This window comes from Ruegeria profundi, from assembly GCF_020171505.1.
Taxonomy (GTDB): domain Bacteria; phylum Pseudomonadota; class Alphaproteobacteria; order Rhodobacterales; family Rhodobacteraceae; genus Ruegeria; species Ruegeria profundi.
In genome coordinates this window covers 585972-612789 of record NZ_JAIUZS010000003.1, presented here as the reverse complement: position 1 = coordinate 612789, position 26818 = coordinate 585972, and the positions used below count along the sequence as shown (strand labels likewise).

The following is a 26818-nucleotide window of genomic DNA, read 5'->3' as shown; positions in this document are numbered from 1 at the left end:
CTAAAGAAAAGCCGCTGGAATCGGTATCGACACATTCAAACGGCTTGATATCAGTTTGGGTCAAGCCGGGTTATTTGTCAAATAAAGTAGACATAATGTGGATATCTTTGTCATCAACAGGTACGTATCAAAATTTTCTGTAACTAAAACATATAGTTATACCTCCGCCCATAAATTAGGCGCCAGAAATAGCACCGCGAATCCGTCAATTCGAAAGTGTAAGTTTTAATTGACACATTCCCGTTAAGCCCTCTACGCTGAGATGGAAGTTCAGCAGGGAGGCCATCGTGGCGCAATCAGCCATGAACACGCCTGGAACGCACCAGCTTTACACTCCTGACCAACTGGCGCGCCGGGACAGCACATATTGGACGACCGTTCAGGGCGTTTTGGCGCCATTGCAATTCGCGGTGTTTCTCGTCTCGCTTGCGTTGGTGGTGCGCTATCTTGCGACCGGCGAAGGCTACGCAATCGCCACGGTTTCAATTGTTCTGAAAACTCTCGTTTTGTACCTGATCATGATCACAGGGGCGATCTGGGAAAAGGTTGTCTTCGGGCAGTACTTGCTGGCGCCTGCCTTCTTCTGGGAAGACGTGGTCAGCTTTTTGGTCATTGCGCTGCACACTGCGTATTTGGTCGCCCTTTCAACGGGTTGGCTGACGCCGGCGCAACTGATGCTACTGACGCTGGCAGCTTATCTTGTGTACGTTATCAACGCTGGCCAGTTTCTTTTGAAACTGCGCCGCGCGCGGCTGCAGATGCAGGTACCCGCATGAGGACGCCTGGCCAGATATCCAAGGGCTGCACCCAAACGCCGGTCCTGCGTGAGCGTGGTCAGCATGAGGTTTTCTGCGGCTTAACCTCGATTATCTGGCTGCACCGGATGATGCCGGATACCTTCTTTCTGGTTGTTGGATCCCGCACCTGCGCCCACCTTCTTCAAAGCGCCGCGGGTGTGATGATTTTTGCCGAGCCGCGCTTTGGCACCGCGATTCTCGAGGAAACAGACCTGGCCGGGATGTCCGACGCACAGGACGAAATCGACCGCGAGGTCGACCGTCTACTGTCAAGGCGCGCTGACATTCGTCGTTTGTTCCTTGTCGGGTCCTGCCCATCCGAGGTGATTAAGCTGGATCTTGCCAAGGCTGCCGAACGCCTGAATGCCCGCTACGCGCCAAAGATCAGAGTTCTGAACTTCACAGGTTCAGGGATCGAAACGACGTTTACCCAGGGCGAGGATAGCTGCCTTGCGGCGATGGTGGCCGCAACGCCCTCAAGTGACACAGCAGGGCTGGTAATTGCTGGTGGTCTTCCTGACGTGGTGCAGGATCAGATGCTGGACCTGTTGGATAGGATTGGAGTGAAGGACGTCAGGCTCTTGCCCAACCGATCCAGCGATGAGGAATTCGGCATCGGCCCGAACACACACGTTGCCTTTGTACAGCCCTTCCTGGGCGAGACATATGACATTTTGGTCCGCCGGGGCGCCCACCCCATAAGCGCGCCCTTCCCATTCGGCGAACAGGGCACAACAGCGTGGTTGCAAGCCATCGCGTCCCGGTTCGGCATCTCTGCAGAACATGTAGACGCCGTGACCGAGCCCGCGCGGCTTCGGGCGCACAAGGCTGTGGCGCAAGCGTCCGAGCCGTTGGGCGGAAAGCGTGTCTTTCTATTGCCCGACAGCCAGCTAGAAGTTCCACTTGCCCGCTTTCTATCGCGTGAATGCGGTATGGAGCTTGTAGAGGTTGGCACTCCTTACCTGCATCGCGATCTGGTCGGGTGCGATCTGGCCCAAATTGCCGATTGCCCCACCCTGTCCGAAGGGCAGGACGTGGAAAAACAACTCGACCGCGTGCGCGCCGCGCGTCCCGATCTGACGGTTTGCGGTCTTGGCCTCGCCAACCCGCTAGAGGCCGAAGGGCTGGCGACCAAATGGGCGATCGAGCTGGTCTTCTCACCCATCCACTTCTACGAACAGGCTGGCGATCTTGCCGGGCTGTTTGCGCGCCCGCTCAGGCGACGGGCGATGTTGCAGGTGGCGGCGGAATGAAGCTTTCAGTCTGGACATATGAAGGCCCGCCCCATGTCGGGGCCATGCGTGTCGCCACCGCGATGAACGGCTTGCACTATGTCCTGCACGCGCCGCAGGGCGATACTTATGCAGATCTTCTGTTCACCATGATCGAGCGCCGCAACCACCGCCCGCCAGTGACATATACGACTTTCCAGGCGCGTGATCTGGGCTCCGACACGGCCAAACTGTTTCGCGATGCCTGTCAGGCTGCATACGAAAGGTTCAAACCGCAGGCCATGATTGTCGGGGCCTCTTGCACCGCCGAATTGATACAGGACGATCCCGGCGGCCTGGGCGCAGCCCTTGGCCTGCCGATCCCCGTGATTCCGCTGGAATTGCCCAGTTATCAGCGGAAAGAGAATTTCGGGGCGGATGAGACCTTTTTGCAGATCGTGCGTACGCTTGCCAAGCCGACAGACCGGAGCGCTCGGGTATCGTGCAACCTGATCGGGCCAACCGCGCTTGGGTTCCGGCACCGCGACGACATTACCGAAATTACCGCTCTGCTGAACGACATGGGTGTTGAGGTTAATGTCACTGCCCCCTATGGCGCAACGCCAGCAGACATCACACGTCTGGGTACCGCACATTTCAACGCGTTGATGTATCCTGAAACCGGTGAAAGTGCCTGCCGCTGGATGGAGCGCACACTGGGTCAACCCTATACACGCACCATCCCGATTGGGGTCGGTGCCACCAAGGATTTTGTCGAAGAGGTCGCTGCGTTGACCGGGTGCGAACCGCGTCTCGATTCGGATCGCCTGCGCCTGCCGTGGTACTCGGCCAGTGTTGACAGCACCTATTTAACCGGAAAGCGCGTGTTCATCTTCGGCGATGGCACTCATGTCGCCACCGCCACCCGGATCGCGCGCGAGGAAATGGGGTTCGAGGTTGTCGGCATAGGTTGCTTCAATCGCGAAATGGCCCGTCCGATCCGCGCGCTGGCAAAGGATATCGGCGTCGAGGCGCTGATCAGCGACGACTATCTTGAGGTTGAAGCCAGGATTTCGAACCTCGCCCCCGAACTGATCCTCGGCACCCAGATGGAACGCCATATCGGCAAGCGCCTTGGCATTCCTTGCGCAGTGATTTCAGCGCCGGTGCATGTTCAGGATTTCCCGGCGCGGTACTCGCCTCAGATGGGGGTTGAGGGCGCCAATGTCATCTTTGACACCTGGGTCCACCCGCTTGTGATGGGGCTCGAGGAACATCTTCTGCACATGTTCCGCGAAGATCCAGAGTTCAACGACGCCGCTGGCCCCTCGCACCATGCACACGGGGCCAAGCAGGTTTCCGACGCTCCAGACCCCGTCGGCGCGCAGATCATCTGGCTGGACGAGGCCGAACGTGAACTGCGCAAGGTTCCGTTCTTCGTGCGCGGCAAGGCGCGTCGCAATACCGAAGCCTTTGCCGAGGCCCGGGGCGACTCCCAAATCTCAGTCGAAACTCTGTACGAAGCGAAAGCCCATTATGCGCGATGACTGCCAGACATATCGGCCCTATCGCGTATCGATCGTGACGCTGGACAGCCACGCTGCTGGTCCGTGCGCGCGTGTCCTCTCGACATTGCAACGTGATTTTCCGGGACTGGAGGTTCAGGTCTTCGCGGCTGCGGAATGGGGTGAAGACACTGAAGCGCTCGACAAGGCGAAACATGCGGTTTCGCAGGCAGATATCGTCATCGCCAACCTGCTGTTTCTGGAAGAACATGTTTTGGCAATCCTTCCTAGCCTGCAAGCCCGGCGTGACAGTTGCGACGCCATGATCGGCATCATCGCCGACGCACAGATCGTCAAGCTGACCCGGATGGGAGTGTTGGACATGGCGGCGCCAACCTCTGGCGCGCTGAAACTATTGCGGCGTCTGCGCGGATCGTCCAAACCGTCGTCTGATACCGGCCAGCGCAAGATGAAGATCCTGCGTCGCCTGCCGCAGATCCTGAAATTCATTCCCGGCAAAGCGCAGGATTTGCGCGCGTGGTTTATCACCATGCAATACTGGCTGGGCAGTTCCGACGACAACATGGAAGCGATGGTCCGCTTTCTGATCGGTCGATACGCATCACGTCCCGAATGGCGAGACGCCGAAGCCTCCGAGCCGCGCGACTATCCCGATACCGGGCTATACCACCCCGACCTGCCGAGCCGTATCACCACGAACCCTGACGATCTGCCCGGCCCCAAAAAGCCGCACGCGGCCGTTGGCGTTCTGATGATGCGGTCGTACGTGCTCAGCTCAGACACCGCGCATTACGACGCCGTGATCCGTGCTCTTGAGGCGCGCGGCCTGAAAGCTCTCCCTGCTTTTGCGGGTGGGTTGGATGCCCGGCCAGCCATTGATCAGTTTTTCCAACCGAATGGAGAGCGCAAAATCGATGCGCTGCTATCGCTGACCGGATTCTCGCTGGTGGGTGGCCCGGCCTATAACGACAATGACAGCGCCGTAAGAGTACTGGAACAGCTTGATATTCCGTATGTTTCGGCACACCCGCTTGAATTCCAGACACTTGAGCAATGGGCTGGGTCAAAACAGGGGCTTGGCCCCATTGAAACCACAATGCTGGTCGCGCTGCCCGAATTGGACGGGGCAACCTGCCCCACCGTGTTTGCTGGTCGCCACGGCGTTTGCAACGATGGATCGCAGGGCGGCAAAGCCATGGCCCCATGCCCGGAACGTGTTGACATGCTGGCGGCCCGTCTGGACAGGTTGGCATCGCTGCGTAAGTCGCGCCCGCAAGACCGCAAACTGGCCATTGTCCTGTTCGGTTTTCCGCCCAACGCGGGCGCTGCAGGAACGGCCGCATATCTGGACGTCTTCGCCTCTTTGCTGAATACGATGCAGGCGCTGAAGGCCGAAGGATACGACCTTGACCCGCCTGAAACCGTCGACGAGTTGCGCGAAGCCGTTCTGGGTGGCAGCGCCGAAGTTTACGGGCAAGAGGCCAACGTTGCCGCCAGGATTAGTGCCGACGATATCGTGCGTGACACACCATGGCTGGAAGAGATCGAGGCCAGCTGGGGCCCTGCCCCCGGACGGGTTCAGACCGACGGGCGGGATGTCTTTGTGCTTGGCCGTCAGTTCGGCAATATCTTTGTCGGCCTGCAACCGGGTTTCGGCTATGAGGGCGACCCGATGCGCCTGCTGTTCGAGCATGGCTTTGCCCCGACCCACGCCTTTGCACAGTTTTACCTGTGGATGCGCAACAGTTTTGGTGCAGACGCAGTGCTGCATTTCGGAATGCACGGCGCGCTGGAATTCATGCCCGGAAAGCAAACGGGCCTCAGCGGTGCGGACTGGCCCGATCGTCTGATCGGGGACCTACCGAACATCTACCTCTATGCCGCGAACAATCCGTCCGAGGCTTCGCTGGCCAAACGTCGCTCATGCGCCGTAACGGTCAGCCATCTGACGCCACCGCTCTCAAGCGCGGGATTGTACAAAGGCTTGGCCGAACTGAAGGACAGCCTGAACCGTTGGCGCACTCTGCCCTCTGATGCGACGGAGCGGGCCGATCTTGAGATGCTGATCGCCGATCAGGCCGAGGCCGTTGACATGGATGGGACAGACCCGGCTGCCCTGTGGCACACGCTATTGGACACCGAAGGCGCACTGATCCCCGAAGGTCTGCACGTGGTCGGCCAGACCATGACCGATCAGGAGCGGTCAGATTACTTGGACCTGTTGCCCGATCTGGATGCGGTTGATCGCGCGGAAATGGATGCGGCACTGTCGCGCGAAACCGAACTGCCCGCCTTGATGCGGGCTTTGGATGGCCGGTACACGACCCCCGTTCCCGGCGGTGATCTGCTGCGCAATCCCGATATTCTGCCAACAGGCCGCAACATCCACGCGTTTGATCCGTTCCGAATGCCCACGGCCTATGCCTGTCAGGACGGCGCGAAACAGGCTGAGTTGCTGTTAAAAACCCATGCCTCAGTGCCGCGAAGCGTGGCTTTGGTTCTTTGGGGCAGCGACAATATCAAGTCCGATGGTGGCCCCATTGGGCAAGCGTTGGCGCTGATGGGCGCGAAACCCCGGTTTGACAGCTTTGGGCGTCTGTGCGGCGCGGACCTGATCCCTCTGCCTGAATTGGGCCGCCCGCGGATTGACGTGGTAATGACGCTTTCGGGTATTTTCCGCGATCTGTTGCCCCTGCAAACGCGCCTGCTGGCCGAGGCCGCGCTGAAGGCCGCGCAGGCCGATGAACCACTGGAACAGAACTTCATCCGCGCGCACTCATTGGCTTACGCCGAGCGCATGAATGTGTCGTTGGAAGAGGGATCCCTGCGCGTCTTCTCGAATGCCGAAGGCGCCTATGGTTCGAACGTCAATCAACTGGTCGACAGTCTGGCCTTTGTGGATGAGGACGAGCTGGCCGACGCATACGAGGCCCGCAAGGGGTTTGCCTATGATACGAAAGGCAAGGCCCACAAAAACACCGATCTGCTGCAACAGACGATGAAAGATGTCGAAGTTGCTTATCAAAACCTCGAATCCGTCGAGCTTGGCGTTACCACTGTTGACCATTACTTCGACACGCTTGGCGGCATTTCCCGCGCCGTTCGCCGGGCGCGGGGTTCAGATGTTGCTGTTTACATCAGTGACCAGACACGCGGCGACGGCAAGGTGCGGACGCTGGCTGATCAGGTGGCACTGGAAACTCGGTCACGCTCGCTGAACCCGAAGTTTTACGAAGGCCTGCTGAAACATGGTGCCGAAGGTGTGCGCCAGATCGAAGCGCATGTGACCAACACACTGGGCTGGTCAGCCACGACCGGTCAGGTCGAACCCTGGGTGTATCAGCGCATTTCGGAAACCTTCGTATTGGACGAAACCATGCGCAACAGGCTGGCCGACCTGAACCCGGTCGCGTCAAGCCGTATGGCAAACCGCCTGCTTGAGGCCAACGACCGCGCCTATTGGCAGCCCGATGCCGAAACACTGGGCGCATTGCAACGTGCAGCCGACGCCCTGGAAGACCGGATGGAAGGGATTGCTGCGGAATGAGGATTACATCATGAGCCCACTGGATAAGAACCTTCCGAACCTGACTGGCCTTGATGGAGAAGGCTCGGTTCAGGTGCATCAGGACCCGACCGCACGGATCGAAGGGGCCAAGGTGTTCTCGGTCTATGGCAAGGGCGGGATCGGGAAATCCACCACCAGTTCCAACCTGTCGGCGGCGTTTTCCACCCTGGGCAAGCGGGTGCTGCAGATCGGTTGTGACCCGAAACATGACAGCACTTTCACCCTGACCGGATCACTGGTGCCGACGGTCATCGACATTCTGAAAGAGGTTGATTTCCACCCCGAGGAACTGCGCCCCGAAGACTTCGTGTTTGAAGGCTGGGGCGGCGTGCAATGTGTCGAGGCTGGCGGCCCTCCGGCTGGTACCGGCTGCGGTGGCTATGTCGTGGGCCAGACCGTGAAATTGCTTAAACAGCATCACATGCTGGACGATACTGATGTGGTGATCTTTGACGTCTTGGGCGATGTTGTCTGCGGCGGGTTTGCCGCGCCGCTTCAACATGCTGACCGGGCTGTGATCGTCACCGCAAACGACTTTGACTCGATCTATGCGATGAACCGGATCATCGCCGCCGTTCAGGCAAAATCGGCCAATTACAAGGTTCGTCTGGCCGGGTGCGTTGCCAATCGCAGCCGGGACACGGATGAGGTGGATCGCTTCTGCGATCAGGTCGGTTTTAAGCGCATCGCACATATGCCCGATGTCGACGCCATCCGCCGCTCGCGCCTAAAGAAAAAGACCCTATTCGAGATGGATGATGACGAAGATATCGTCCGCTGCCGCGCCGAATATGTCCGACTGGCCGAAACCCTTTGGAACGGGACCGAAGCCTTGGCCCCTGAGCCTCTGCCAGACCGGGTGATCTTTGAATTGCTGGGGTTTGACTAATGACTTATGAGGCGACACGCGCACGGGTCGAAACCTATTTCGACCGCACCGCCACCCGCACGTGGGAGCGGCTGACCAGCGATGCGCCGGTGTCGAAAATTCGTCAAACCGTGCGCGAAGGCCGCGACCAGATGCGAGATCGCCTGTTGAGCGCGCTTCCGCAGGACTTGACCGGCCGTCGCATTCTGGATGCGGGCTGCGGCACAGGTCAGTTGACCGAGGTTTTGGCCGCGCGCGGCGCCGAGGTTGTAGCAATCGACATTTCGCCAGCCCTGATCAATATCGCCCGTGCGCGTTTGCCAGCACCATTGCAAGCGAAGGTGGATTTCCACGCAGGTGACATGCTGCACGAACCCAGCGGCCCGTTCGATCATGTCTTTGCTATGGATAGTCTGATTTACTACGACGCCGACCATATCCGCAGAGCGGTTGACCGGTTCGTCGATCACGGCGCGGCCGTGCGCTTCACCATCGCTCCGCGCACGCCGCTGCTGGCAGCCATGTGGTACGCGGGCAAGGTCTTCCCCAAAAGCGATCGCTCGCCGACCATGGTGCCGCACAACACAGCGACGTTAAAGCGCAAGCTGGATGGTGCCGGTAAAGTCCGCGATCTGGGGCGCGTCAATTGCGGTTTCTACATCTCTCACGCGTTGGAGGTCGCCTCATGAGCCAGCGCCCCTCGCCCTTCACCCGCATACCGGCCGAGTTCCTGCCCTTTGCCGATGCCGCAAGCGCGGATTTGCCTTTGGGGCAGTTGCTGCGGCTGTCGCTGTTTCAGGTGTCGGTCGGGATGGCCTCGGTCATGCTGCTGGGCACGCTGAACCGCGTGATGATTGTCGAGCTTGGCGTCGCCGCCACGGTCGTTGCCATCATGATCGCCCTGCCGGTCCTGATCGCACCCTTCCGCGCGCTTCTGGGCTTCCGCAGTGACACCCATCGCAGTGCAATCGGATGGAAGCGTATTCCCTATCTGTGGTTCGGCTCGATCTGGCAGATGGGTGGGCTGGCCGTCATGCCCTTTGCCCTGCTGGTTCTGGGCGGCCACTCTACGCTGCATGTACCCTTCGCGGGTGAGGCACTGGCGGCGATTTCCTTCCTGATGGCGGGTCTTGGCATCCACATGACGCAAACCGCTGGGTTGGCATTGGCCTGCGACCGCGCAACACCCGAGACGCGGCCCAAGGTTGTTGCTCTGCTCTATGTCATGTTCCTGATTGGCATGGGCGCATCGGCGTTGATCGTCGGCTGGCTGCTGCGCGATTTCTCAGACCTGCGCCTGATCCGCGTGGTTCAGGGCGCGGCAGTTGTTGGCATGGTGCTGAACCTGATCGCCCTTTGGCGGCAGGAAAAAGTCCGCCCGATGAGCGCCGAAGAACGCGCAGCCCCCCGCCCCCGGTTCAGCGACGCATGGTCCGATTTGCTGAGCGGAGGTCAGGCCGGACGGCTTTTGGCCGTCGTCTTCCTGGGCACCATGGCATTCAACATGCAGGATGTGCTGCTGGAACCTTACGGCGGCGAAATCCTTGGCCTTTCGGTTTCATCCACAACCGTTTTGACGGCCATGTGGGCAACCGGAGCACTGGCTGGATATGGCTTGTCGGCGCGGCTGCTTGGGCTTGGGCGCGATCCGATCCGTCTATCCTGCGGTGGCATTCTTGTTGGCATCGTTGCCTTCAGCGCGGTGATTTTCTCGGCCCCGATGCAAGCTCCGATGCTGTTCTTCACTGGTGCTGGGCTGATTGGCTTTGGCGGCGGCATCTTTGCCGTCTGCACCCTGATCTCAACCATGTCGCTGCCCGAACAGGGCTTTGCCGGGCGCGGCCTGGCCCTTGGCGCATGGGGGGCCGCACAAGCAACCGCGTCGGGCCTAGCCATCGCTTTGGGCGGAGCGCTGCGCGACATAGTCAATGTGCAAGCCTTGAAGGGTAACTTGGGCACCGCGCTGGACTCGGCCGCCACGGGTTATTCGTTTGTCTACCACGCGGAAATCGCACTTCTTTTCATCACGCTGATCGTACTTGGCCCACTGGCAACCCGCAAACGCCGGGCTGCCGCGCCATCCGGATTGCCGGAGTTTCCAACATGATGCGTATTCCTCAAACCGAAAGGATCCCGGAATGACCCAGACCTTCTTCGGAAATTTTGACCTCGCCAGCCTGTCGATCTGGCTGTTTTGGGTCTTTTTCGCCCTGCTGATCTTTTACATCCAGCGGGAAAACATGCGTGAAGGCTTTCCACTGGTTGATGATGACGGCGAGGAAGCCCCCAATCAGGGGTTATTCTCGGTCCCCGACGACAAAACGTTCAAACTGCCGCACGGGCGAGGTGAAGTAACCGTTCCCAGCGGGCAACGCGGTGACCGCGATGACCTTGCACTGGAACGCACCAACGCCGCCGGAGGGTATCCGTTCGAACCCACTGGCAATCCGATGCTCGATGGTGTTGGGCCAGCATCCTGGGCGCCGCGCCGCGACATTCCGGAACTGGACGGACACGGTCATCTGAAGCTGCAACCTATGCGCGGGCTTGAGGCGTTCTCGCACGCTGCAGGTCGCGATCCGCGCGGCAAGCCTGTCGTGACCGGCGACAACAAGCCGGTGGGCACCGTGACGGATATGTGGATCGACGTGCCTGAGCAATTGGTCCGCTATCTCGAATATGAGCTGGACGCTGAATACGGCGGCGGCACCCGGTTGGTTCCGTTGACGATGACGCGCATCCAGTCAAACCGGGTCAAGGTGCGCTCGATCTTTGCCGAGCATGTCAAAGACGTGCCCCAGATCGCTGATCCCAAACAGTTGACCATGCTCGAAGAAGAAAAAATCAGCGCCTACTACGCCGGTGGCACGCTTTATGCCAGCGAAGCCCGGCAAGAGCCGCAGATCTGAAGTCAGGAGCAAACCCATGCCGCATGACGATTTTGCAGTTGAACCAGTTCCGGGCCTGCCGGAACGCCCGCCCGAGGGTGAGGTGATCCTGTGGCAAGGTCGCCCTCATTGGTGGGCACTTGCCAAATCCTCGGTCAGCGTTTTGTGGGTGGCTGGATATTTCGCGGTTCTGACCATCTGGCGGTTTGTATCGGTCGTTGACCTGATGCCGCTGGATCTGGCCATCGCCGCGTCCCTGCCCTTTGTGATCCTTGGGGCGGTGACCTGTGCTTTGCTGGTCGTCTTTGCGGTGATTCAGGCGCGTAGCACAATGTACACGCTGACCAATCGCCGCGTCGCCATGCGTATCGGGGCGGCGCTGACCATGACGCTGAACCTGCCTTATACCAAGATCGACAGCGCCGATCTGGATCTGCGCAAAGACGGCACCGGGACGATTGCCTTAACTCTGCAGGGTCCGGTCCGGTTCAGCTACCTATTGTGCTGGCCGCATGTGCGCCCGTGGCATTTCCACACCCAACCCGCCCTACGCTGTATTCCCGATGCGGCGAATGTCGCGCGCATCCTTGCAGATGCCGCGGAAGCCCGCGTCAGTATTCCCCGCGTTGAACGCGATCTGAAACCGATCGCCGCGGAATAGGAGGCACAAAATGACCGACACCCTGCACCAGACCCAGAACCAGGACCGAGAGTTGATCCCGCGCGTCCTGCTGCGGGCAATGGGACTGTTGGTTTGCGCCGTCCTCGCCATCGTCGCCTATGCGCGCCTTACGGATGTGCCGCTGTCGGCCTCGCCACCCGCCGCAGAAATCACACAAGAACGTGCGATGATTTTGGTCAGCGATGGCGTCAGCGGGGCGGTCACCGTCCTGTCGCCCGAAGGCGCGGTGATTGCCCGGCTCAGCGCCACCGAAGGCGGCTTTGTCGCTGGGGTCGCCCGGGTGATTGATCGCACGCGAATGCAGGCAGACCAGCCTGCGAATACCCCCGTCATCGTGACGCGCCGTGCCAATGGCCGTCTCGATATCACCGATCCCTCAACGGGATGGAGCGCCGACCTCATGGGGTTTGGTGCCGACAACGCCAGACGTTTCGCCAGACTTCTGGATAAACCTTGAAAGGAAGCCAAACATGGGACTTTTGACGAAAGACATTGAACGCGCGCCCTGCACAGTCGAGGTGAGCCACAAATTCGAGAGCCTGCACGCCCATGTCAGGTTCGACAACGGTGCCGTGATCTATCCCGGCGACGAGGTAAAGGTGAAAGGCCCTGAAATCATGGCTCCTTTCGGTGAAATCGTCATCGAACAGCGCGAGGCCACGATCATCCGCGCCAGTCTGTTGGAACGCCTCTGGACCCGCCTGACCGGCGATTTCGAGGTGATGGAGCTGTGCGAATTCTCGTTCTCTGAGGAGGTGTCGCTATGAACATTCAAGCCAAGCACACCGCTGACGCGACCTCGGTCGAAGAAGGTCTGGCTATCGCAGCCGAACAGGACGCCATCTATAACAACGAAATGGCGACCGAGACGGCGATGCAGAACACCCTGCTGACGCCGCGCTTTTACACCACGGATTTCGATGAGCTGGACGCGATTGATGTGTCTTCTGTTCGCGAGGACTGGGACAAGTTGATTGCGCAGATGGTTTCAGACCCGAACAAGGGGCACTTCAAAAAGAACGAAGACTGGGACCAGATCGACTGGGACGGCATGGAGCCGCAGCTCAAGAAAGAGTTTATCGATTTCCTAATCTCGTCCTGTACCGCCGAATTCTCGGGCTGTGTCCTTTACAAAGAGATGAAGCGGCGCGGAAATAACAAGGACATCACCCAGTTGTTCCAGCTCATGGCTCGGGATGAGGCGCGCCACGCGGGTTTCATCAACGACGCACTGCGCGAAGCCGGGCTGCGTGTGAATCTGGGCTTCCTGACGCAGAAGAAGAAATATACCTATTTCCGGCCCAAGTTCATCTATTACGCAACTTACCTGTCGGAAAAGATCGGCTATGCCCGCTATATCACCATTTTCCGGCATCTTCAGGCCAATCCCGAGCATCGGTTCCATCCGATCTTCAAATGGTTCGAAGAGTGGTGCAATGATGAGTTCAGCCACGGTGAGGCCTTTGCCCTTCTGATGAAGACCGACCCCAAGTTAACCTCGGGCGTGAACGTGCTGTGGATCAAATTCTTCCTGACCGCTGTCTACGCTACCATGTTCGTGCGCGACCATCAGCGCCCCGCCTTCCACAAGGCCTTGGGCGTCGATCCCGACTGGTATGCGCATGCGGTGTTTGAAAAGACGAGCGAACTCAGCAAGCAGATTTTCCCGATCACGCTGGACATTGATGATCCACGCTGGCTCAAGAACTGCCGCGCGCTGCACCGGGCCAATGTGGATATCGCCGCAGCCAAGGAGCGCGGCGGTATTGCAGGCAAAGCCGCGCAGGTTTGGGGCTCTGTCAGGGCTGCCCGTGCTTTTGCCGCGTTGTACTTCATCCCAGCCAAAAAACATGAGGTTCCGGCCCAGACAAGATTGGAGCCTTGCTACTGATGACTCTCGCACCCTGGATCGCCGCGCCTGCTGCGCTTTTCCTCTGGTGGTTTTCCACCGGGGCGATCCTGTGGGTGGTGCGCCGCAGTGCGGGCGGACGCAGCCGCGCCGCGCTGTGGTCATTGCCCGCTCTGTTCGCCGGGTTGGCTGGATTTTGGGTATCTCTGGCCAACGGGGACACGATGGCGGTCTATTTGGGCTTCATCAGCGCCCTGTTGATTTGGGGCTGGATCGAATTGGCCTTTCTGTGCGGCATGATTACCGGCCCCAACGCCTACCCCTGCCCGACCGATGCGCCGTTCTGGGAAAGGTTCATCCGCGCCTGGGGGACGATCGCCTATCACGAGATGCTGCTGGTTCTAATCACCATCGCGCTTGCCGCAATTAGTTGGAACCAGCCCAACACCGCTGGCGCTTGGTGTTTCGGCATCCTCTTCGCGGCCCGCATCTCGGCCAAGCTGAACCTGTTTTTCGGTGTGCCGAAGTTCAATACGGAATTTCTGCCCGACCACCTGTCGCACCTGCCCAGTCATTTCCGCATTGCCCGGATGAATTGGGTTTTCCCGATATCCGTGTCGCTCTTGTCAATCGCCGTCGCGCTGTTCATGGCGCAGGCCGGACATGCGGCGACCGATCCGCAGAAGACCGCAAAAATATTGTTGGCCAGCCTCACAGCGCTGGCCCTGTTGGAACACTGGTTGCTGGTTCTGCCGCTGCCCGACGCCAAACTCTGGCGTTGGATGCTGCCGGACCCGAAGCCACTGGCCATGAATACCGAAAGGGAGGGACGTCATGGAATTTGATAAGATGTTCAACGCACAGCTTGATAAGCTGAAGGAGGAAGGCAATTACAGGATATTTGCCGAGCTTGAACGGCTCTGCGGTGCGTTCCCGATCGCGAAATCCCATGTTGAAGACAGCCCTGACAAGGTGACGGTTTGGTGTTCAAACGACTATCTTGGCATGGGTCAGAACCCGAAAGTCCGGCAAGTGATGAAAGAGGTCATCGACTCCTGCGGTGTGGGCGCTGGCGGCACCCGCAATATCTCGGGCACGAACCACCATCACGTGCGGCTTGAGGAAGAATTGGCCGATCTGCACGGCAAAGAGGCCGCTTTGGTCTTTACCTCGGGCTATGTGTCCAACTGGGCATCGCTGTCGACCCTCGGCAGCCGTTTACCCGATGCGGTTATTCTGAGCGATGAGCTGAATCACGCCTCAATGATCGAAGGCATCCGCCATTCGCGGGCCAAGAAGATCATCTGGAAACACAACGACCCCGAAGACCTTGATCGCAAGCTGGCGGCCCTCCCTGTCAACAGTACCAAGATCGTGGCCTTTGAGTCAGTATATTCCATGGACGGCGATGTCTGCCCGATGAAAGAAATCGTCGAAGTGGCCGAAAAACACGGTGCCCTGACCTATTTGGACGAGGTGCATGCCGTTGGTCTGTACGGGCCTCGCGGTGGTGGTATCAGCGAACGCGAAGGCCTGGCAGATCGCATTACCCTGATTGAGGGTACACTGGGCAAGGCCTATGGCTGCATTGGCGGATATGTCACGGGGTCTGCCGCCCTGTGCGACTTCCTGCGCAGCTTTTCCAGCGGATTTATCTTCACAACTGCTCTGCCCCCAGCCGTCGCGGCGGCGGCTACGGCAAGTATTCAGCACCTCAAAACCAGCGACGCTGAGCGCAACGCGCAAAGGCGGCAGGTGCAGCGTTTGCGGGACAAACTTGATGCTTATGGCATCCCGCACATGGACAACCCAAGCCACATCATTCCGGTGATGATCAAAGACCCGGTCAAATGCCGGATGCTGTCGGATATTTTGATGCGTGACTACGGTATCTACGTTCAGCCAATCAACTATCCAACTGTTCCCAAGGGTACCGAGCGGCTGCGCTTTACGCCGTCACCCCTGCACAGCGATGCAGATATCGATCGATTGGTCGAGGCGCTGATGATATTGTGGAAGCAGTGTGCCTTGGCCCACGCGGTCGCTTGAATATACTGTGTGACGATTTGACATTGGAACACGCGCGCTAAATTTAGATTTCTCAGGAGGTATGCATATGAAAAGTATTCTATCAGCAGCGGTCGCCTTTGCCTTTGTGGCCGTCCCCGCCTTTGCCGAAGGCGATGCGGAAGAAGGCGCAAAGAACTTCAACAAATGCAAAGCCTGCCACGTCATTGTCGATGACGCCGGTGAAGAAATCGTAAAAGGCGGTAAGACCGGACCCAATCTGTACGGAGTGGTAGGCCGGACAGCCGGCACCTACGAAGGGTTCAACTATTCAGATGCAATGGTTTCTGCGGGTGAAGCCGGGTTGGTCTGGGAAGAGGCCGACTTTGCGACCTATGTTGCGGATCCATCAAAGTTTCTGAAAGTATACCTCGACGACACAAGCGCGCGCGGGAAAATGACCTTCAAGCTTCGGAAAGAAGACGAAGTCGCAAATATCTGGGCGTATCTGGCCTCGGTTGGACCTCAGAGCTAACCCACAGCCGGAAATGACAAGATTTTGGTCTCGCGTGCGTAAAGCGCGCGAACGACCTCTTTGATATCTTGAGCTGTCATACCGGCATCTTCGTACATTTCACTTGGCGCGGCCTGCTCGATAAATCGATCAGGCAATGTCATCGTGCGGATTCTCAATCCACGATCCAGCGCGCCGGCGTTCGCCAGATGTGACAGAACGTGGGCCCCAAACCCCCCTTGCGCGCCTTGCTCAACAGTAACGATAGCGCTGTGAGAGGCGGCGAGGTCTGCAAGCAGGTCCGTGTCAATCGGCTTGGCAAATCTTGCATCTGCAATCGTGGGGTTGAAACCTTGTTCGGCCAAAAGATCGGCTGCAACCACACATTCACTCAAATGCGCCCCAAGGGAGAGGATCGCAACTTCTTCGCCTTCGCGAATGATCCGCCCTTTGCCAATGGGCAATATGTCGCCACGTTCGGGCAGCTCTGCCCCTACCCCGGCACCACGGGGAAAGCGCACGGCTGAAGGGCCTGCGTCATGGGCCAGCGACGTGGTAACCATATGGCGCAGCTCGGCCTCATCAGAAGGGGCCATGACGACAAACCCGGGCAGGCTGCACAGATAAGCCAGATCAAACGCGCCTGCGTGGGTCGCGCCATCCGCACCGACCAAACCGGCACGGTCGATGGCGAATCTTACTGGCAAGCCTTGTAAGGCCACATCATGCACGACCTGATCATACCCGCGTTGCAGGAATGTCGAGTAAATGGCGCAGACGGGTTTTAAGCCGCTCGCCGCCATACCAGCCGCAAATGTCACCGCATGTTGCTCGGCTATGCCAACGTCGAACACGCGGCCGGGAAACCGGTCTGCCATGGTTTCAACGCCGGTTCCGGCCGGCATCGCGGCTGTTACTGCAACGATGGACGGATCGCGGCTGGCTTCGTCTGTCAATGTCTCACCAAAGACAGAGGTATAGCTGGGTGCGTTGGACTTGGCCTTGTTCATCGCTCCGGTCGAGACATCGAACTTGGACACACCGTGATACTTGTCGGCACTTTTTTCCGCTGGCGCGTAGCCTTTGCCTTTTACGGTCACGCAGTGGATCAGCACCGGTCCTGTGGCGCGGGCCCGCGCCGCGCGTAGCACCGGCAAGAGCTGCCCCAGATCGTGGCCATCGATCGGACCGATATAGTCAAACCCCAATTCTTCGAACAGCGTTCCTGTTCCGGGCAGGCCCGATACCAATTGCCGAGCGCGGCGCATACCTGCACGAACGGGCGGCGGCATTGCGGCCTCGAACCCTTCGGTCAGGGAGTGCATCCGTGCCAGCGGATCCGGCGCGCAGAGCCGCGACAGATAGGTCGACATCGCACCAACAGGCGGGGCAATGCTCATCTCGTTATCATTCAGGATGACAAACAGACGACGGCCTTCGTCGCCCGCATTGTTCAGCGCCTCGTAAGCCATGCCAGCACTGATTGAGCCATCACCGATCACCGCAATCGCATCCCCGGTCGGCATTCCCAAGTCGCGGCCGACGGCGAAACCCAATGCTGCGCTGATCGAGGTTGAGCTATGCGCCGCGCCAAACGGATCAAAGGCAGACTCGGACCGTTTGGTGAATCCGCTAAGACCGCCTTTCTGCCGCAACGTCCGCATCCGGTCGCGCCGCCCCGTCAGCACCTTGTGCGGATAACACTGGTGCCCCACATCCCAGATCAGCTTGTCCATCGGCGTATTGAAAACCGCGTGCAGGGCGACGGTCAGTTCGACCACGCCCAGTGACGACCCCAGATGACCACCTGTTTCCGATACAATGTCGATCACCTCATTGCGCAGTTCATCTGCAATCAGGGTCAGTTCCGCATCGCTTAAGATGCGCAGATCAGACGGACCGGCAACGCGGTCCAACAGGGGTGTCTGAGTAGATGCCATTGATCCTCTCCGGTGTATTGACCGGTGATCCGCTTGGGATTGAACGCACGCCCGCGCGGATCACCAGCCGGTCGTTCTGTCGCCACAGAACAGGTTTGGAACAGCTTGTGTTCCCTGCGCGGACCGCGGAAGCCACGGGGTCCGTGCTGCGTCAGGGCCTGCCGGTCATGGGGAGACGGCTGGCCCTATTCGTATACAGGCGCCTCGGACGTGGTCAGCTCTGGCCAGTCCGCGATCATGTTCAAACCTTGCAACGGCTGTTGATAGCCTTTGTGGCACGTCCGGCAGGCGGCCTTGGGCGCATCCTGATGGATCGGGCCCAGGCGTTCTTCCGGATAAACATCTGCCAATGGAACGAGGTAATCGTTGTTCAACTCCAGCACCATCGCGATACCAAGGCTTGCGGTCGCCCATTGCGGCGTCACCTGTTCCGCGTCGTAGAATGCCCGACTGTTGTGGCACAACAGGCAATTCACACCCAATGAGTTACTCACATAGTTCATCAGTGAATACGTGCGCTCGGTATCCTGAATCGTTGGGAAACCCTCATCCGCAGGCGAGCCTTCAACGCGGGATTCCAGATCATGCACGCCTATTACGCCGTAGTTCAACAAATAGGTTTCCAACGCATCCGACGGCAGAGAGGTAAATTGGCTTTGCTCTGTGACGCGGTTCTGAACTGCGCCCGAACCCGTCATGGCATCGACGACCGGCGTGATGCTGAACCAGATATCGCTGGGGACGTTTTGCCCGCGATGGCAGGTATAGCAGTTTACACCGACCTCTTTGTTTGCGTTGACATGGCCATCCCAGTTTTCATTGATGTTCTGCGTCATCTCGATCATGCGACGGGACACGACCTTAGTGTAAAGGTTGTCCTCTCCATAAGTCTCAAGATCGCCCTCGCCATGGCAATAGGCGCAGCCTTGTTCGGGGGCCACCCAGAAGGTCATGGCATTCATAAATCGGTTAAAATTGTCTTCTGTCAGATCACCAAGCACCTGAACATTTTCATAGATATCCTTGGCCAGAGCATCGCCGGGCTGAGGGATATATGGCTCTTCGGTCAGGTAATCCTCGATCGTCGGGTCGGGACGCTCGATTTCATTGACGAACTCGGTGACCGACATTCCCGTTCCCCGCGGTCCGGTCTGAATGCTTTTCGTGGCGAAGGGTTGCCCGAAAGCCACCAGCATTGCGGCGATAAAGATCGCGCCGCCCAGCGCACCGACCAGGATTGCCGGGCCGTAGATGTTTGTCGGGTTGTCTCTGTTCCAGTCATCGAACCACTTGGGAAGCATCTCAGTTCTCCTGACCGATGAAGGCTTCGTAAGTGCCGAAGGCTTCGTATCCGTATGACCCGTCATAGGCGGGGGCGAAGCTGCGTTCCTGGGCCCAGATGAACCAGTTGTCGACCACTGTCCCGGTCAGCAGGATGCCGATCCCGCCGGTGATCGGGGTCAGCACCGCAAACCACCAGGCCCAGCGGTGGATACCCTCCATCGTGGCGTTAAAGCCCATAGTCCAGCGCCAGAACAAAGCAGCCCGTTCGGATGCCGTGCCGCGATCCACGATCTGTTCAAGCTCACGGTCGCCACCAAAGCGAGTGACCGCCAGAATGGTCGCACCATGCATTGCAAACAGCAGGACCGAGCCATAGAGGAACACGATCGAGAGACAGTGGAACGGGTTGTAGTAAAGATTGCCGTACCGGATCGAAAATGCAGTGGTCCAATCCAGATGCGGGAAAATGCCATAGGGCACCGCCTCTGACCAGGACCCCATGAAAATCGGGCGGAACAGGCCCAGCACCAGGAACAACCAGATCGCTGCGGCAAAAGCCCAGGCCACGTGCTTGCCCATCTTGTGTTCTGCCGCCAGCAGGTAGGTGCGCAGCCACCATGAACAAACTGAAACCAGCAAAAAGAAACTGGCGATGATGTACCACCCACCATCGCTCAGCGGCGGAATCGTCAAACCGTATTCCGGGCTGGGCGGCTCAAGCGCCAGCCAGAAACCCTGCCGCAGAAACTCTGAGATCGACCAGTTGACCTGCGCGAGCATGTTCAGTCCGATGATATTCAGCCACAGGATACCAGTCGCGACGCTGACCATACCGAACCAGCCCAGATAGATCGGTCCGATCTGCGCGTTCCCGACCCAGCCGACGAGCTTTGAGAAAAACGGCTTGCCGATCCGTTCGCGGCTCATCTGGCGATTGTCGTCCATGCCCCATTCGGGCTCGCCCTGCACCTGCACTTGGGTAAAGATGTTTTGATATTCAATCATGGGTCACATCCCCGCCTGACTGGGCCAGATCGGCAGCTCAAGCCACCAGTTCCACCACTCGGGCCATCCCCGCGTCCAAACGGGGCCAGAGATGATGATACAAACGGCAGAAAAGAACCCGGCATTGATGGCCAGAAGGAAGCCGAGCCGGTGAATGCCCAGCGTTCCGATCGAATAGCCAATGAAATCGCGAAAGAACGTATCTTCGTGGTCCGGCGTCTTCATCTCTTCGCCCTTTTCCGGGTTCGCAGCCGACAGGATCAGCGCTCCGTGCAGGGCTAGGGCGAACGTGGTCGCAAAGAACAGCGTCACGGCCAACATATGCGCCGGATTGTAGTGGAAATGCAGATATGCGTAGCCAGTGTTGGACACCCAGTCGAGATGGCTAAAGATGCCATAGGGGAAGCCATGACCCCACGCTCCCATCAACAATGGGCGGAAAACGACCAGGGTGACATAGGCGAAAATGGCGACACTAAAGGCGAAGGGCACATGGTAACCCATTCCCAGTTTTCGGCAGATTTCAACCTCGCGTAGCGCCCAGCTGACAAACGCCCCGACCGCACAGAACGTTATGATCTGCCACAGCCCGCCCTCCATCAGAGGTGCCATGCCCAAGCCATAACTCAGATCAGGTGGGGCAATATTGATAAGCCAGGGATTGAACGTGCCCTGCATGGCCGCGCCCCAGAATATCAGGATCGTACCCAGCGCGGCGAAGAACACCGTCGTGACACCGAAAAAGCCGACGTAAAATGGCCCGAACCAGAAATCGAACAGATCACCACCGATCAGCGTACCCCCGCGAACGCGGTATTTCTTTTCAAAGCTCAGCATCGCCATTGTCTTGCTCCGACAGTTCTGGTCATGGCCGGGTCAATTGCCCCGGTTCATGCCGCGGGCGATTCACGCCGCCCGCGGCTTTCTTTCAATCCATCGCGCGGCGCATTGCGCCCCGCCCTGGGCCTGTTAGAACCCGGCAGTCGCCGCGGCGTTCTCAAACCAGTTGAGACCGCTGCTAAGCACAACAAGATGGATCATGACGGCGAGCAGGAAGAGGAACACGCCTTGCGCCACAAAGACGCGACGCGGATCGAAGATCAGCCAAATCTTGTAGAATTTTGCCATTCTCAATCCCTCCTCAGAACCACGGAGCCCAGATATAGGTTGCAAGATGTGCAACCAGCGCAACGATCGCGAACAGCCATAGGCCACTCATATAGACCGAATGCAGCTCCTGAGCTTGCTCGTCGGTAAGACCTGTAAAAGACAGGTCGTCATTATCAGCCATAAGGAACCTCCGGGTCACTATGCTGACGCCGCTTACCCAGCGGCAGGGCCCCGCCCCGCGTGATACGGGCCGGATCTCGGGTCGCCGTCACCTGGAAAAGATGATCGGCGTGATTCTGTCGGCCTCGGACCAGGCCCGCGCCAATGGCCCACGCAGGTTCAGCGTGCGGCGGCGCAAGGCATGTCTGATCCATTCGACCACTGCGAAGGGGATCGAAATCAGGAACAGGATCGAAAAGTACAGGATGAACTCGGGCGTGCGTTGTGACCGCTTTTTGCCCGCTTCGCTATGTGCATTAAGGGTTACTGCTGGCACAGGTCACCTCCTTCGGTTGGATCGGTTTCGGAACGCGTCGAGTCCAGCGCCTGAACGGTGCTGACAAAGACCCGGGCATCCCCATTGGAAATCGCTGCCTTCTCGGCGGCATCGCGCAGGGATTTGGCGGCAGAAATACGGGTGAGAACGGGATGGGATTCCAAGATGCGCTCGAGCGCGGCGCTGGCATCCTCATCCCATGGAATTTCGGTGCGTTGCGTGGCGGGTGTGGCTGGCCCCGCATCCATTTCAGTGCCCAGAGGCAAAATGTGAAACAGCGCATCAAACAGGCCGTTGCACACCTCTTGCAGGACATAGGTCGCGCCCGCGTAACCCATGAAAGGCGTACCGGTTGCCCGTCGGATCGCGGCCCCCGGAAAGCTGGCCGGAATAAAGGCTGGTGACGGTCCGAACCCGCCTTTGTTTTCAGCCAGGTAAATTTTCTCGTTGATACTGCCGAAAACGACCAGAGGCTTTTTCTGCGCGATCAGCGCCCGCACCTGATTGTTGTCGGTTTTGGTTCCGGCACAGCGCGCGACCGAGAAAGCGCAAGGCAGCCCCAGATCCTCTTCCAGGAACAGCCGCAGCCCCCGTGCGTAAGTCTCATTTGCCACAACGCCGAACGAGGCGGTTGCAAAGAAATCCTGCGTGACCGACCGCCATAGATCCCACACGGGTTTGATGGTCGAGTGTTTCTCGCGCTTAATGAAGGGTTCCGGGTCAAGTCCGGTTAATTCGCCCAACATCCGCAGGAATTTGGTGGTCGAGTCCACGCCCACTGGTGCTTGCAGGTAGGGCTTGCCCAACAGCTCGGCCAGGCCTCGTCCGAATTCGCGATACATGACGATGTTGACGTCCGCATTCACGAGGTTGCGCATCTCGGCCAGATGGGCGCCCAAGGGCATGACCATGTTGACCTCGGCACCTATCCCCTCGACCAAACGCCGAATTTCGGCCAGATCACTGGGCATGTTGAAGGTGCCGTACATGGGCCCAAGGATGTTGACGCGCGGCTTTGCGCCTTCTTCACGCTTTTTCTCGGGCGGCATCCGACCCTTGGTCATGCCGAACTCGGTGAAAATCCAAGTCATCGCCCGGTCAGCCGCTTCCCATTGGTCTTCGTCGATCGTGCGCGGCAGAAAGCGTTGAATGTTGGTCCCTTGAGGCGTCACACCCCCGCCGATCATCTCTGCTATCGAGCCGGTAACAACCACCGCAGGCAGCGCCGGATCAAGCGTACCCCATGCGCGTTTCATCGCCTCTTCGGTCCCGTCGCGGCCCAGTTCTTCTTCGCCTAACCCTGTGACAACGATGGGAAGTTCATGCGGCGGCAGTGCATCGGTGTAGTGCAGAACAGATGTGACAGGCAGGTTCTCGCACCCGACCGGACCGTCAATCACAACCTGCAGGCCTTTGACGGCACAGAAGGCATAAACGGCCCCCCAGTACCCTCCGGCGCGGTCATGATCCTGGATCAGCATCAGATCATCTCCTGCGCTTTGGCGGCCTTGGCCTGCCGTTCCAGTTTCTTTTGGTTGATGGCGCGGAAATCGGGGCGAAGGTTTGGATCTCCCTCCCAGATTCCGGCGGCATCGTCGGTGCCGACGTCCTCGAAGAAGTCGCGCATCCGGTCCATCCGGTCCTTGTTGGCAATTGCTGCGGTGATCACCTGTGCCAGTGATCCTGCACCCGCTGGCCCCATCAGGGGCCGCGCCGAGATCAGGTTGGTGAAATAAAGTGCTGGGATGCCAAGTTGCTTGGCTTTTTGCACCACCGGTGTCGTGCCGATGGCCAAATCGGGTCTGATCCCTTCCATCGCTGCGCAATCCTGCTCCAGCGAAGCGCGGAACTGGACCTTGGCCCCGTGTGCCTGCAACCAATCCGCGTCCTGCGCCGACCATTTGCTTTTGGCACAAGCGGTTCCAACATAGGGTACGGTTGCGCCGCTTTCGATCAGCAGACGGGCCACCAACAATTCGCTGCCCTCATATCCCGAGACAGTCACAGTCCCCGAAATCGGCGCGGCGGCCAGTGCGCCCTTGATGGCGGGCAAGAAACCGTTCTGCGCTGCGCTGATCTTGTCTGCAGCGATACCGAACACATCACCAACGGCTGATAGCCAGGCGGCCGTGCCATCAACTCCAACCGGTCCGCTGCCCAAGATGGGGCGGCCCGCGGCTTCGAATTCCCGAATGGCCGACGTATAGAAGGGATGGATCGCCGCCACCGCGCCGCAGTCGAGCGCCGCGTACAGTTCGCGCCACTCGCGGCAAGGCACTACCGGCCCAGCAGCCAGACCCAGCGGGGCCAACATCTGCCCAATCATCACTGGATCAGCTGGGAACATCTCTCCCAACAAACTGACAGTAGGCCGGTCCTGCCGCGCACCGTCTGGCGCAGAGACCGGCCCCGCTTCGACCTCGGAGCGGGCATAGGCCAGCATTGCGCCAGCCAGAACATCCTTAGCCTCAGCATGGGTGGGGATGCCGAATCCGGGCACGTCGATGCCCACAATCCGGACTCCGTTTATTTCCTTCGGCAACAAGCGCAGCGGAACACCACTGGCGGTCGGCACGCAGAGGTTGGTGACAACGATGGCGTCGAATTTCTCGGGATCTGCCAGATCGTAAACTGCTGCGCGGATGTCCTCGAACAGTTTGCCGGTAACCAGCGTTTCCGAGTTGAATGGAACATATCCCACTGACCGCCGCGCGCCGTAGAAATGGCTGACAAAGGTCAGGCCATAGACGCAGCAGGCCGAGCCGCTGAGTACCGTCGCCACCCGTTTCATCCGCAGCCCAACACGCAACGACCCGAAGGCCGGGCACATACTTTGCGGTTTGTCATGGGGGCCTTGCGGATAATCGCGCGCATATTGGTCCAGCAATTCGGACTGCCCCGCCATACGCGCGGCGTCTTTCATCTCGGACCCAGAGTGACAGCCCAAGGCAGGCGGCTCACCACCGGTTTCCGCGCGGGGTTCGCCCTTGATCACCTGCGCCTCGGCGGACGCGTCATATGTCACTTCTTTGTTCATGCGTCGTCGTAAATCACTTCGAGAGATTTCTTGGGCGCCGCGTTCTTGCCGCGCATGTCCTGATCCGTGGCCGGAACCAGCTCGATCCCTGCCCCGGTTTCCTTGCCGTCAAACAGCGCCAGCAGACCGTCCTGATCCAGCGGCGCGGGCCGGACGGGCGGTGCATCAGCCACATTCAGACCAAGCGTCGCAAAAAGCGGGCCCCATTGACCGGAAGCTGTGCCAACTATCTGATAATTTGCGGATTTCTTACGCAGGTCGTCGTCCTGCGGGATCGAAGCGAGAACCGGGATTTGCACCGCGTCGGCAAAAGCCTGCGCCTCACCCGTTCCGTCATCTTTGTTCACAACCAACCCAGCGACGCCAACATTGCCGCCAAGCTTGCGGAAGTATTCCACCGCCGAGCAGACATTATTGGCGACGTAGAGCGATTGCAGGTCGTTCGAGCCGACCAGGATAACCTTCTGCGCCATGTCCCGTGCGATTGGCAGACCGAAGCCGCCGCAAACCACGTCACCCAGAAAATCCAGCAGAACAAAGTCGAAATCCCAATCATGGAACCCGAGCTTTTCAAGCAACTCAAACCCGTGGATGATCCCGCGACCACCGCAGCCGCGCCCGACCTCAGGGCCGCCAAGCTCCATCGCGTAGACACCGCCACGTTTGAAGCAAACATCACCGATCTTCACCTCTTCCCCCGCCAGTTTCTTCTTGGTCGAGGTTTCGATGATCGTCGGGCAGGCTTTACCGCCAAACAGCAGCGAGGTTGTGTCGGATTTCGGATCACACCCGATCAGCAGCACGCGTTTGCCCTGCTCGGCCATCATGTGGCTGAGATTGGCCAGCGTGAAACTTTTGCCAATGCCGCCTTTGCCGTAGATCGCGATGATCTGGGTTTTCTTGACCGCCTCGCTTGGCAAAACATCCGCCAAGTCCTCATGCGCTTCGGCTTTCAGCCGGGCGTCGAACTCTTTCAGGTTGGGGGCTTCGTCTTTCATGTGATCTCCCAATCAAGAACGAGTTTCAAACAGTCGGGGTCTTCGAAGGCCGCGGCATAGGCGGTCTGTGCGTCCGATGCGGGCGCGGTATGGCTGATCAGATTGCTCAGGGACAAAGCCCCGCTTTCGACCAGCAATCGGGTGGCCTGCATATCCTCGGGCGTCCACTCAGCAGCGATCCGTATCCGGGCTTCTTTCATGAAGGCTGGCGGAAAAGCAAAGCTGAGGGGCTGCGTATAGAACCCAGCCAGTACAATCTCACCAGTGCGTTTCAGGCGGGAAACCAACGTATTCAGAATCGCGCTGTCGCCAGACGCGTCATAGATGCATCCATAGTCACGGCGGGGATCTTCCTCGGGGGCGATGACCTGATACCCCTCGGCTCCGTCGCGGCGCGCGGGATCTGACTCCCATACAATCGGTGCAGGCGCACCTGCGGCGATGGTTAAACGTGCCAACAGGCGACCCACGACACCATGCCCGACAATGAGCTCGGGCACATGGTGACCCAATCCAGCCATCGAGTGACGCGCGGTTGCGGCCAGGGCCAGAAGTGTCATCTCACGTTGACAGCCTGCATCAATGGGTGTGACGCGATCCGCATCTGTGACGATCAGGCGCGATGATCCGCCGAACAACCCGTGCGCATCCTCGTAACAAGTCGCGCCCGGTACAAAGACGGCATCGCCGACGCCGAAACGGGTTTCTGATCCGGCCTCGACCACTTTGCCGACGGCCTCATAGCCTGGAACAAGAGGATATCCCATGCCAGGAAAAGGCGGCATCTCACCGGACCAAAACAGTTTTTCCGTGCCGGTAGAAACTCCGGAATGCCGCACCTCGACCACCAAATCCGAAGCGGATGGCGGGGTCAGTGTCACGGTATCAACAGACAGACGTCCGGGACCATGCAATATTACGGCCGAGGATTTCACGGTCTTCCCTCCTCTCGCCTGCAGTGGCTCATCTAAAGAGTGAGTCCATGGCGAGCTTTTATGTCAGTTTAACTTTACGTCGCAATCTGTCAATTAAAACTGA

General features: G+C 58.9%; 26 protein-coding genes. 15 read left to right on the top strand and 11 right to left on the bottom strand.

Annotated elements, in window-relative coordinates; translation table 11 throughout:
• Positions 1-302: 302 nt before the first annotated feature.
• The 15 genes from bchF to LCM21_RS08870 all read left to right on the top strand — a co-directional run bounded on the left by bchF (position 303) and on the right by LCM21_RS08870 (position 15931).
• Positions 303-776 carry a 2-vinyl bacteriochlorophyllide hydratase gene (gene bchF / locus LCM21_RS08940; protein ID WP_068334297.1) on the top strand — a complete coding sequence of 158 codons (474 nt, stop codon included), beginning with the start codon at positions 303-305 and terminating at the stop codon, positions 774-776.
• Entirely contained in the window at positions 773-2050 is a 1278-nt protein-coding gene (locus LCM21_RS08935; RefSeq protein ID WP_224890291.1) for a ferredoxin:protochlorophyllide reductase (ATP-dependent) subunit N, read from the top strand. The genes bchF and LCM21_RS08935 overlap by 4 nt, the downstream gene beginning before the upstream one ends.
• Positions 2047-3555 carry a ferredoxin:protochlorophyllide reductase (ATP-dependent) subunit B gene (bchB, locus tag LCM21_RS08930; RefSeq protein ID WP_224890290.1) on the top strand — a complete coding sequence of 503 codons (1509 nt, stop codon included), beginning with the start codon at positions 2047-2049 and terminating at the stop codon, positions 3553-3555. Before LCM21_RS08935 ends, bchB begins: the two co-directional genes overlap by 4 nt.
• Entirely contained in the window at positions 3545-7081 is a 3537-nt protein-coding gene (locus LCM21_RS08925) for a magnesium chelatase subunit H (RefSeq protein WP_224890289.1), read from the top strand. Before bchB ends, LCM21_RS08925 begins: the two co-directional genes overlap by 11 nt.
• Before the next feature lie 10 nt (positions 7082-7091).
• A complete protein-coding gene (bchL, locus tag LCM21_RS08920) occupies positions 7092-7991 on the top strand; it encodes a ferredoxin:protochlorophyllide reductase (ATP-dependent) iron-sulfur ATP-binding protein (RefSeq protein ID WP_068334285.1) in 900 nt (299 codons plus the stop codon).
• A complete protein-coding gene (gene bchM, locus LCM21_RS08915) occupies positions 7991-8659 on the top strand; it encodes a magnesium protoporphyrin IX methyltransferase (RefSeq protein ID WP_224890288.1) in 669 nt (222 codons plus the stop codon). Before bchL ends, bchM begins: the two co-directional genes overlap by 1 nt.
• Positions 8656-10077 (top strand): PucC family protein, encoded by a 1422-nt coding sequence (locus LCM21_RS08910; protein WP_068334281.1) that lies wholly within the window; start codon positions 8656-8658, stop codon positions 10075-10077. The genes bchM and LCM21_RS08910 overlap by 4 nt, the downstream gene beginning before the upstream one ends.
• A 31-nt stretch (positions 10078-10108) precedes the next feature.
• On the top strand, positions 10109-10879 hold the full coding sequence (puhA, locus tag LCM21_RS08905) for a photosynthetic reaction center subunit H (protein ID WP_224890287.1): 771 nt from the start codon (positions 10109-10111) through the stop codon (positions 10877-10879).
• Between the two features lie 16 nt (positions 10880-10895).
• A complete protein-coding gene (gene puhB / locus LCM21_RS08900; protein ID WP_068334277.1) occupies positions 10896-11519 on the top strand; it encodes a photosynthetic complex putative assembly protein PuhB in 624 nt (207 codons plus the stop codon).
• A 10-nt stretch (positions 11520-11529) separates the two neighbouring features.
• Positions 11530-11997 (top strand): photosynthetic complex assembly protein PuhC, encoded by a 468-nt coding sequence (gene puhC / locus LCM21_RS08895; RefSeq protein WP_224890286.1) that lies wholly within the window; start codon positions 11530-11532, stop codon positions 11995-11997.
• A 13-nt stretch (positions 11998-12010) separates the two neighbouring features.
• Positions 12011-12307 carry a hypothetical protein gene (locus LCM21_RS08890; RefSeq protein WP_224890285.1) on the top strand — a complete coding sequence of 99 codons (297 nt, stop codon included), beginning with the start codon at positions 12011-12013 and terminating at the stop codon, positions 12305-12307.
• Positions 12304-13431 (top strand): magnesium-protoporphyrin IX monomethyl ester (oxidative) cyclase, encoded by a 1128-nt coding sequence (gene acsF, locus LCM21_RS08885; RefSeq protein WP_224890284.1) that lies wholly within the window; start codon positions 12304-12306, stop codon positions 13429-13431. Before LCM21_RS08890 ends, acsF begins: the two co-directional genes overlap by 4 nt.
• The gene (puhE, locus tag LCM21_RS08880; protein WP_224890283.1) at positions 13431-14234 is read left to right on the top strand and encodes a putative photosynthetic complex assembly protein PuhE; all 804 of its coding nucleotides are present in this window, start codon (positions 13431-13433) and stop codon (positions 14232-14234) included. The genes acsF and puhE overlap by 1 nt, the downstream gene beginning before the upstream one ends.
• Positions 14224-15438 (top strand): 5-aminolevulinate synthase, encoded by a 1215-nt coding sequence (gene hemA / locus LCM21_RS08875; protein ID WP_224890282.1) that lies wholly within the window; start codon positions 14224-14226, stop codon positions 15436-15438. Before puhE ends, hemA begins: the two co-directional genes overlap by 11 nt.
• Positions 15439-15505: 67 nt before the next feature.
• Positions 15506-15931, top strand: a complete 426-nt coding sequence (locus LCM21_RS08870) for a c-type cytochrome (RefSeq protein WP_224890281.1) — start codon at positions 15506-15508, stop codon at positions 15929-15931.
• Here the strand turns inward: LCM21_RS08870 and dxs are convergent.
• The 11 genes from dxs to bchC form a co-directional block, all read right to left on the bottom strand.
• Positions 15928-17850: a 1-deoxy-D-xylulose-5-phosphate synthase gene (dxs, locus tag LCM21_RS08865; RefSeq protein WP_224890280.1), complete on the bottom strand. Its 1923-nt coding sequence runs from the start codon at positions 17848-17850 to the stop codon at positions 15928-15930. The two genes, LCM21_RS08870 and dxs, sit on opposite strands and share 4 nt — an antisense overlap.
• Positions 17851-18035: 185 nt before the next feature.
• Positions 18036-19151, bottom strand: coding sequence for a photosynthetic reaction center cytochrome PufC (gene pufC, locus LCM21_RS08860; protein WP_224890279.1), 1116 nt, complete (start codon positions 19149-19151; stop codon positions 18036-18038).
• Position 19152: 1 nt separating this feature from the next.
• Positions 19153-20139, bottom strand: coding sequence for a photosynthetic reaction center subunit M (gene pufM, locus LCM21_RS08855; RefSeq protein ID WP_224890278.1), 987 nt, complete (start codon positions 20137-20139; stop codon positions 19153-19155).
• A gap of 3 nt (positions 20140-20142) precedes the next feature.
• Complete coding sequence (gene pufL / locus LCM21_RS08850) at positions 20143-20982, bottom strand: photosynthetic reaction center subunit L (RefSeq protein ID WP_068334253.1); 840 nt, start codon at positions 20980-20982, stop codon at positions 20143-20145.
• A gap of 126 nt (positions 20983-21108) precedes the next feature.
• Positions 21109-21267 carry a light-harvesting antenna LH1, alpha subunit gene (gene pufA / locus LCM21_RS08845; RefSeq protein WP_068334249.1) on the bottom strand — a complete coding sequence of 53 codons (159 nt, stop codon included), beginning with the start codon at positions 21265-21267 and terminating at the stop codon, positions 21109-21111.
• Positions 21268-21280: 13 nt separating this feature from the next.
• Positions 21281-21430 carry a light-harvesting antenna LH1, beta subunit gene (gene pufB / locus LCM21_RS08840; protein ID WP_068334243.1) on the bottom strand — a complete coding sequence of 50 codons (150 nt, stop codon included), beginning with the start codon at positions 21428-21430 and terminating at the stop codon, positions 21281-21283.
• Positions 21431-21517: 87 nt separating this feature from the next.
• Positions 21518-21745 (bottom strand): cytochrome PufQ, encoded by a 228-nt coding sequence (gene pufQ, locus LCM21_RS08835; protein ID WP_068334241.1) that lies wholly within the window; start codon positions 21743-21745, stop codon positions 21518-21520.
• Positions 21733-23226 (bottom strand): chlorophyllide a reductase subunit Z, encoded by a 1494-nt coding sequence (bchZ, locus tag LCM21_RS08830; RefSeq protein WP_224890277.1) that lies wholly within the window; start codon positions 23224-23226, stop codon positions 21733-21735. The genes pufQ and bchZ overlap by 13 nt, the downstream gene beginning before the upstream one ends.
• Positions 23226-24782 carry a chlorophyllide a reductase subunit Y gene (gene bchY / locus LCM21_RS08825; RefSeq protein ID WP_224890276.1) on the bottom strand — a complete coding sequence of 519 codons (1557 nt, stop codon included), beginning with the start codon at positions 24780-24782 and terminating at the stop codon, positions 23226-23228. Before bchY ends, bchZ begins: the two co-directional genes overlap by 1 nt.
• Complete coding sequence (locus tag LCM21_RS08820; protein WP_224890275.1) at positions 24779-25780, bottom strand: chlorophyllide a reductase iron protein subunit X; 1002 nt, start codon at positions 25778-25780, stop codon at positions 24779-24781. The genes bchY and LCM21_RS08820 overlap by 4 nt, the downstream gene beginning before the upstream one ends.
• Positions 25777-26715 carry a chlorophyll synthesis pathway protein BchC gene (bchC, locus tag LCM21_RS08815; protein WP_224890274.1) on the bottom strand — a complete coding sequence of 313 codons (939 nt, stop codon included), beginning with the start codon at positions 26713-26715 and terminating at the stop codon, positions 25777-25779. The genes LCM21_RS08820 and bchC overlap by 4 nt, the downstream gene beginning before the upstream one ends.
• Positions 26716-26818 lie beyond the last annotated feature (103 nt).